This window comes from Streptomyces sp. NPDC005533, assembly GCF_042871845.1.
Lineage (GTDB): Bacteria > Actinomycetota > Actinomycetes > Streptomycetales > Streptomycetaceae > Streptomyces.
The window spans coordinates 41,571-48,070 of sequence record NZ_JBIAJH010000047.1; the positions used below are offsets into that span (position 1 = coordinate 41,571).

A 6,500-nucleotide genomic window follows, 5' to 3' on the forward strand; every position below is an offset into this window, starting at 1 on the left:
TCTGGGTGGGAGCGCCTGGGTGGCATGCTCGCCAGCGCACCGGCCGCCGCAGCCCGGGGATCAATGTTCGAAGTGCTGGCACTGGGCGCTGACAGTGCCGCATGGTGTTCGACTGAGGAGCGTCAGCAGGAGCGTCAAAAGGTCTCTGATGTGCGTCTCCACGCCAAAATTCTGGCCGACCCGGATGTCCCTGTCTCTCAGTCGATCGCAAGGATGGCAGAAATTTATGATGCAGTCGGCATATCCGTGGAACTCGCCTCCACAGAAGACCTTAATATTCCCGACCTGTTGGATGTCGACGTAGGGGGCTGCATCGAACAACGCACAACAGCGGAACAAGAAACGCTCTTCGCTCATCGCTCAGAGGCAGGCAGCGCCGACATAGTGGTGTATTTTGTGCGCTCTACTGTCCCTCCCTACAACGGCTGTGCTGCTCACCCTCCAGGAATTCCAGCTGTTGTAATTGCTCAGGGTGCGACACAGTGGACCCTCGCTCACGAAGTGGGCCACGTGCTAGGGCTGCGACATGTTGATGACAATGACAGGCTTATGACAGGAAACGGCACTAGGAACATCACCAATCCGCCCCCGGAGCTCGTGGCGGAAGAGGCTGTAACGGTGGTCAGGAGCGCGTTCAGTCTGGAGTCCTAGGAGAGCAGCATGAGTGCGACGATGGATGATGTTCTGGCGGCCCTTGGTCCTGAAGAACCCAATTATTCGAAGATAAAGGAACTCGGGCCCGATTGCCTTCCCCATCTCCAAGCTTTGTTTCGGGGGAATGATTCACTACTAGCATCGAAGGCTGCCTACGCTGCAAGCCTGCTGCCCAACACTGAAGCGCACGACCTGGTGGTGGATGCTGCGCAGAGCGACAGCCCTGCGCTCCGTGCCGCGGCCACCGGTGGGGCGAGCAATTTGCCCCTTCCGGCGGCGGCTGTGGTGCTCGTCGACCTTCTCGCGGACCGTGAGGTGAGCGTCCGTAACAAGGCGGAAGCTGTCGTGGCCGCAGACGTCGCCGACCGCGAAGGAAGCGGGGGGAGCACACTGGCAGACCTCATCGAGACCATCAAACGCGATCGCGCACGACGCGGAGGCGGTAGCGGTGTGGCAGACGTTGACGACCGTAAGTCAGCCTCACTGGCTGACCTCCGTCGTGGGCCAATAAATCTAATGCCGGGAGAGACTGGCCAGGAGTCCAGTGCTCGATCCGCCGTCAGACCTATCTCCTCACTTGGGGACAGAAGGAGCCCTGTAGCGGGAAACGAGGCTTCCGTGAGCCCGGCTCGCGGCCTTATGCCAGGCGAGCGCGCGGTCCGCCGCACCTGAGCGATGTCTAGCGTCCTCGATGGGTCGGTCCTCTTGCGACGCAGCTGGCGCCCCGTGGCCCCTTGGCTTCCCCACGTCGTCCAGTGCATCCATAGGGACTCACCGCGGCGACATCATAGTCAGGCTGCCTCCTCGGTAGCCTGACCACCCAACGAACCCATCCGAGTAATGACGAAGGTCAACAATCGAGCTCAGTGACCGCCGGAAATTGGAGGGGGATCGACCTCACTGACGATTTCCAGCATCCTGGCAGAGGGCATGTGCTGCTGCGTCACGATCTGCGGGCAGCGACGGCACATATCTGGGCCCTCCTGCTGGAACCAGCGACACTGCGCGCGGATCGGGCACTTTGGAAGTTGGTCGACCACCTCATCCAGCATCACAGTGCTACGGGCCGCGATTTGGCAGGCTGCATCTCTGAAATGAATGCAGGATCCGGTACGGCATGTGGCCGCAAACCGAAATACCTCGGTGGGTGCAACGGGCCATGCCAGATCAGTGATCTCTGGAGTCACCGGAATCACGTGCTCGGTTGGAACGACCCGCGGGTCACCCACTGAGCCTGAAACGACTCCAATGAGAACCGACTCGGAATGTGCTGGGGCGCTGGGACAGAGAAGCTGCTTTCCTTCTCTCACTGCCTCATCGTCTGACATGGGCGATCTCAACCGGGCTGGTGCGGTTCGATGCTCTCCACCTGAAATCCTCCTGTGCCCGCGTCGTGCTTCAGCGTCACCTCGAAGAGCTTCGGCGGTCCCCCATGCGGAGGGAACATTCCAGCGACGATAGGTCCAGGCTCAAGCCCATCAGTGAGGCTCCGAGCAGCGAGAGCAATAGCAACGCCCTCCGCAGCCGCCCTTGCGATATGTTCTGGAAGGATCTTTTCGGCGTCCATCATTCCTCCGGTCGCCTTGGTGATGATGGCGGCTACATTTCACCAGGCATGCTAAACGGCTGCAAGGTGCCACGCCATTGTCGGCGGTTATTGATGCGAAACCACGGGTTTCAGGGGTTTCGCCGCAGGCCCCGCCGCCTTCGAAGCCGGCCGCGCCGAAGCCGAAAAGCACGGCGCCGCCGGCGAGCGGGCCATGATGCAGGTCCGCCTCGACCTCGCCGTCTGCTTCGCCGACCCCGCCCGTGCCGGCGACGAACTCGCCCGGTGTGCTGGCCTCGTGCTGGTCCTCGTCCGTATGGGCTGAGCCTACCGGCCGTCGGCATGGGCCGGCCGGTCCGGACAACCAGGACCCACCGGGCCGCCGTCCACAGGCTCATCCGGAAGGAAGGCGGGTGCGACATGGTCGGATTGGTTCGGCAGGCAGCCTCCTGCATCGGTGTGAAGGCGAGGCCCATGTCCATCAGACATGACTTCATGGGGTTGCTGGCAAAGACCGTTACGTTCTCCTTGCGCAGCCAACTGGTGCGCCTCGGCATGCGTCGCTACGACCTCAATCTGATCAAGGTCGGGCACGAACTCTTCGATCCGGTCGTCGAGCATCCACAGATCGACGAAGCCGTGATGCGGGCTCGGGAGGTGTACGCGGCAGCGGGCCTGGGGATCGGTCGAGTGGAACACTTCGTTATCAATGTGGCGTCCGCGTCCGCGGACGGCTACCTCGTCATCGACGAGGACGACTGCGAAGACCTCACATCCGACTGGAGCGTTCGCAACGGGGCACTCGACGTGTTCATCGTGCGTACCTACAGCGGTACGACGGCCGGCAGCTCGCCCGTCGGCGGCTCGTGCGACAAGACGGGCAAGGACCCGGACGGGCTGATCGTCGAATCGAACCCGGGCGGCGGCCTCATCCAGTTCTCACTCCCTCATGAAGTGGGGCACTTCCTCGGCCTTGAGCACCGGGACGATGCGGATGCGGTGATGTACTTCGCCGCGCCCGCCGGTGACCGTTTCAGTGCTGGAGAAGCCGCCCGCATGCACAGGCACTGCGCGATCAGGCCACCCTGCTGAAGGCGAAGGAGTCCCTGCCGTGTCGATCGTCATCGGCTCGTCCCGCGACCGTACAGCGGAAGGTATCCGGCGGGCGCTCCACACCGGAGCGGGGCGTCCCGCCGCACCAGCTGCCGCCCGGGCCCTGGCCTTCCTTCCCTTGTCGGACATGCCGGAGGAGGAGCAGGCCACTTTGGCCGTCGGCCTTCTCGGAGAGGATCAGGAAGCCTCCGTACGTGCCACCGCCCTGCGCGCTCTCGGGCACATCGGCGGCGCGACCGCCTGCGAGGCGCTCCGCCGGTCGGTGGACCTAGAGGAACCCCCGCTCGTCTGTGAGGCTGCCACGGCACTCGCCCACTGCGGCGGGCCGCCGGACCTCCGCGTTCTGCTGCACGTCGCACAGGACAGCGCCTCCGGCCTGGTGCGCCGGAAGGCGCTGGCCGGAGCGTGGATCCTGAGCCACCGTCACAGGCTGGAGGCCGAACTGGCTCCCTTCCCGGGCCTTGACGCCCCACTGCTGAGGCCCTCGGTCTCTGCCGAGCCGCTGCACCCCACCGAAGTCTCACCGGACCTGGCGGACGGAGCGCTGCTGGCCTCCGCCGGCCGGAACCGGCTCACGCTGTCCGGCCCGGCGGTAGCCGGTGCTTTCCGCCAGGGGCGCTGCGAACAAGTCGTGCTTGTCGCGACCGGCATCACGACGTCCTCCTGGACGGAACGCCGCGCACTCGCCGCTGCGGTGTACGGGTACAGCGCCCTCCAGCAAGCCACCCTCCGCTTCCTTCTGCTGACGCGCCCCATCGATGAGGACCGTGTGGAGCTCGTAGCGATCCGGCGCGGCGGCACGCCGTGTCTCCGTGGGGAGGGGCGGGTAACACCCGGCGGGCTCCAGCTCCGCCTGCTCTCCCTGGCCCGGCCGGGCACCATCGCGGCTGAGCTGGAGGCCGGGCTCACCGCCGACCATCACGTCGTCGTCCGGGGCCGCGCAGACCTCGTGCGCCAGGCCAAACGCGAACCGGAACCGTGCCCGGACGGTACACACGCCCCGGCATCGACCCCGGCACGGGACGCGTAGGAAGGCACGACGCGTAGGGAGGCGAAGGCCGGGCCACTGCCGGCAGAGGTCGGGGGCATCGCCCGCGTGGGCCGGGCCGCAGCCGCGCACTGGCGCCCCCGGCACGACTTCCCCGACCGCGGCACCAAGGCGAGCCCGGAGTTCGACCAAGCATAGGTGGTCGCCTGGCTCCTAGCCCACGGCAAGATCACGGTCCCCAGACATCACCCTCCGCCGTCCCGCTCGTCCCCGACGGCAACGCCCGGACCGGGGCGCGCCGATTCCGGCTGGAGGACCCGCACCTGTTCCTCGCCGACGCCGCGACGCCGAGGACCGCTTGTCGGCCTGGTCGACCGACGAGGACGCAGACGCCCTCGCCGCCCCGTCCGCTGGCACGTACGGGATGACCACCGGACACCTGGCCGCACCCGGGACACCGCCGAACGCCGTCATAGGGGGCGAGGCGCGCGTGGTCGACAGGTTCCGGTCGGGAAACGGGAGGCCTGCGCCTGACCCTGCCTCGCCGTCCCGCCTGCGCGGGGCCGCCGGGCGGGACCGCCGGGAGGGGCGGTCCCCCACGGGATCGCGTACGCGGATCCGGGGCAGCAGGGCTGTGCGTGCAAGCAGGGGTGGTGCTCGGCTCCTGGTGTGCCGCGCAAGGCGACATGGTGGGACCGGTGTTGGAATGCACCCCGGCGGCGGGATCCGCTGCAGCGGCCTGTCGGCCGCACGCTCAGCCACAGTCGGGTTCGCCTGGTCGGTGCGGCCCTTCACCGTCTGCTGTGGGGGTGTCAGCCGATGCGGCCGACGTGGATGACCACGATGGTGATGGTGGCCTCGGTGATCTCGTACATGCCCCGATAACTCCCGACGTGCATCCGGCGCAGGTCCGGGGAGCCGTAGGGGGTGCTGTCCTTGGGCCGGGGCTGGTCGGCGAGTAGGTCGACGGCGTCCATGAGCTGGCGCAGGCCGTCGGGGTCGTCCTTGAGGAACCGGGCGGCCGCGTCGATGGCGGACTCGTCCCAGACGATCTCGTAGGTCACCCGCGCTCCAGGCCGAGACGGGCACGGACGTCATCGTGGGGCACGCCTGCGGCGGCGCCGGCGGCCTTGCGCTCGCGGTACCTGGCCAGGGCCAGGGCGTCCTCCAGGTCGGCCAGCTCCTGGGGGTTGATGAGCACGGCCGCAGGCTGGCCGTGGTCGGTGATCGTGATGCGCTCGCGGGCGTGGGACGTGCGACGGACCAGTGATCCGAACTTCGCCCGGGCCTCGGTGATCGGCAGAGTGTCACTCATGCACAGAACTGTACTCTTCGCGCGCCTTGTGGCGAGGCTATTCAGCCGGTGAACAGAGCCCGTCTCCGAGCGTGCTCCGGGGCCAGGCCCGCATGTAGGCGGGGCCAGAGTGTGTCCGGCGCGCCGTGCACCATGCTGGGCAGCGCGGTGTGGCCGCCGTCGACTGGCACTTCTGCCTGCCCACGCGCCGCTCGCCGCGCAGGACGCCGCGGCCGCCGCCTGCTTGCTCATATTGGGCCGTCGGCCACGTTAGGCGGCTGGTCACCTGCTGTGGCCCAATCGGCGGCTGGACGTCAGCGTCGGGAGGGCGACAGGCAGGCGGGTCGTGCGCGGCTGTCGTGGTCCGGGTAGCGGGTGGATGGGGCGCCCGTTTGTGGTGATCTCCGCTCCAAGGCCCTGAGGCCCAGGCCGCGTACGCCGCCGAACCGCGCTTCGAGGTAGCGGGTGAAGGATGTGGAGAGGTTGCTTCGCCCGTCAGGGTGGAGCAACCCTCTTCCGGGAGGAGCTGGAGGCCGCCGGCGAAACCGTGAACGCCCGGTCCGCCGCTCTTCGGCGATGTTCGCGTGCGGGACCCGCGGCGGTCCGGCGTCCGGCGGATGGTGTCGGGGGATAGGAGGGCGAACCGGTAGAGGTCGCCGGACTACGTGTATCGCCCATTCGGTGTTCTGCTGGCTCGGGGTGAACCGCGGGGAAGGGCTTGCGCGGGGCCGTGTCGGGCGACGTAACGGGGGCATGATCGATGACTATCCGAACCCCGGCACGTCCTACACCTGTGACCTGCGGGCGATCGAGCAATGCTCAGGACTTGTGGATCGGCCTGGGGTGGGATGTTCTGCGGAGTGCGGAGGGCGTACCTTCCCAGGTGATCGACTTAATGTCACCGA

The 6,500-nt window shown here is 67.0% G+C and carries 6 protein-coding genes; 4 read left to right on the top strand and 2 right to left on the bottom strand.

The features are described 5' to 3' along the window. The 4 genes from ACFYP3_RS31740 to ACFYP3_RS31755 all read left to right on the top strand — a co-directional run. Positions 1 to 651: zinc-dependent metalloprotease family protein (locus ACFYP3_RS31740; protein ID WP_388840111.1), on the top strand; the 651-nt coding region annotated here is incomplete at its 5' end. Between the two features lie 9 nt (positions 652 to 660). Continuing rightward, a complete protein-coding gene (locus ACFYP3_RS31745; protein WP_388840114.1) occupies positions 661 to 1,326 on the top strand; it encodes a HEAT repeat domain-containing protein in 666 nt (221 codons plus the stop codon). A 1,348-nt stretch (positions 1,327 to 2,674) separates the two neighbouring features. Then, entirely contained in the window at positions 2,675 to 3,292 is a 618-nt protein-coding gene (locus ACFYP3_RS31750) for a hypothetical protein (RefSeq protein ID WP_388840117.1), read from the top strand. A gap of 19 nt (positions 3,293 to 3,311) precedes the next feature. Further along, on the top strand, positions 3,312 to 4,343 hold the full coding sequence (locus tag ACFYP3_RS31755) for a HEAT repeat domain-containing protein (protein WP_388840120.1): 1,032 nt from the start codon (positions 3,312 to 3,314) through the stop codon (positions 4,341 to 4,343). Positions 4,344 to 5,113: 770 nt separating this feature from the next. On the opposite strand, the gene ACFYP3_RS31760 is transcribed toward ACFYP3_RS31755, so the two are convergent. Both ACFYP3_RS31760 and ACFYP3_RS31765 read right to left on the bottom strand, forming a co-directional pair. Further along, positions 5,114 to 5,365, bottom strand: coding sequence for a type II toxin-antitoxin system RelE/ParE family toxin (locus ACFYP3_RS31760; protein WP_388840123.1), 252 nt, complete (start codon positions 5,363 to 5,365; stop codon positions 5,114 to 5,116). Further along, entirely contained in the window at positions 5,362 to 5,616 is a 255-nt protein-coding gene (locus tag ACFYP3_RS31765) for a type II toxin-antitoxin system Phd/YefM family antitoxin (protein ID WP_388840126.1), read from the bottom strand. Before ACFYP3_RS31765 ends, ACFYP3_RS31760 begins: the two co-directional genes overlap by 4 nt. Positions 5,617 to 6,500 lie beyond the last annotated feature (884 nt).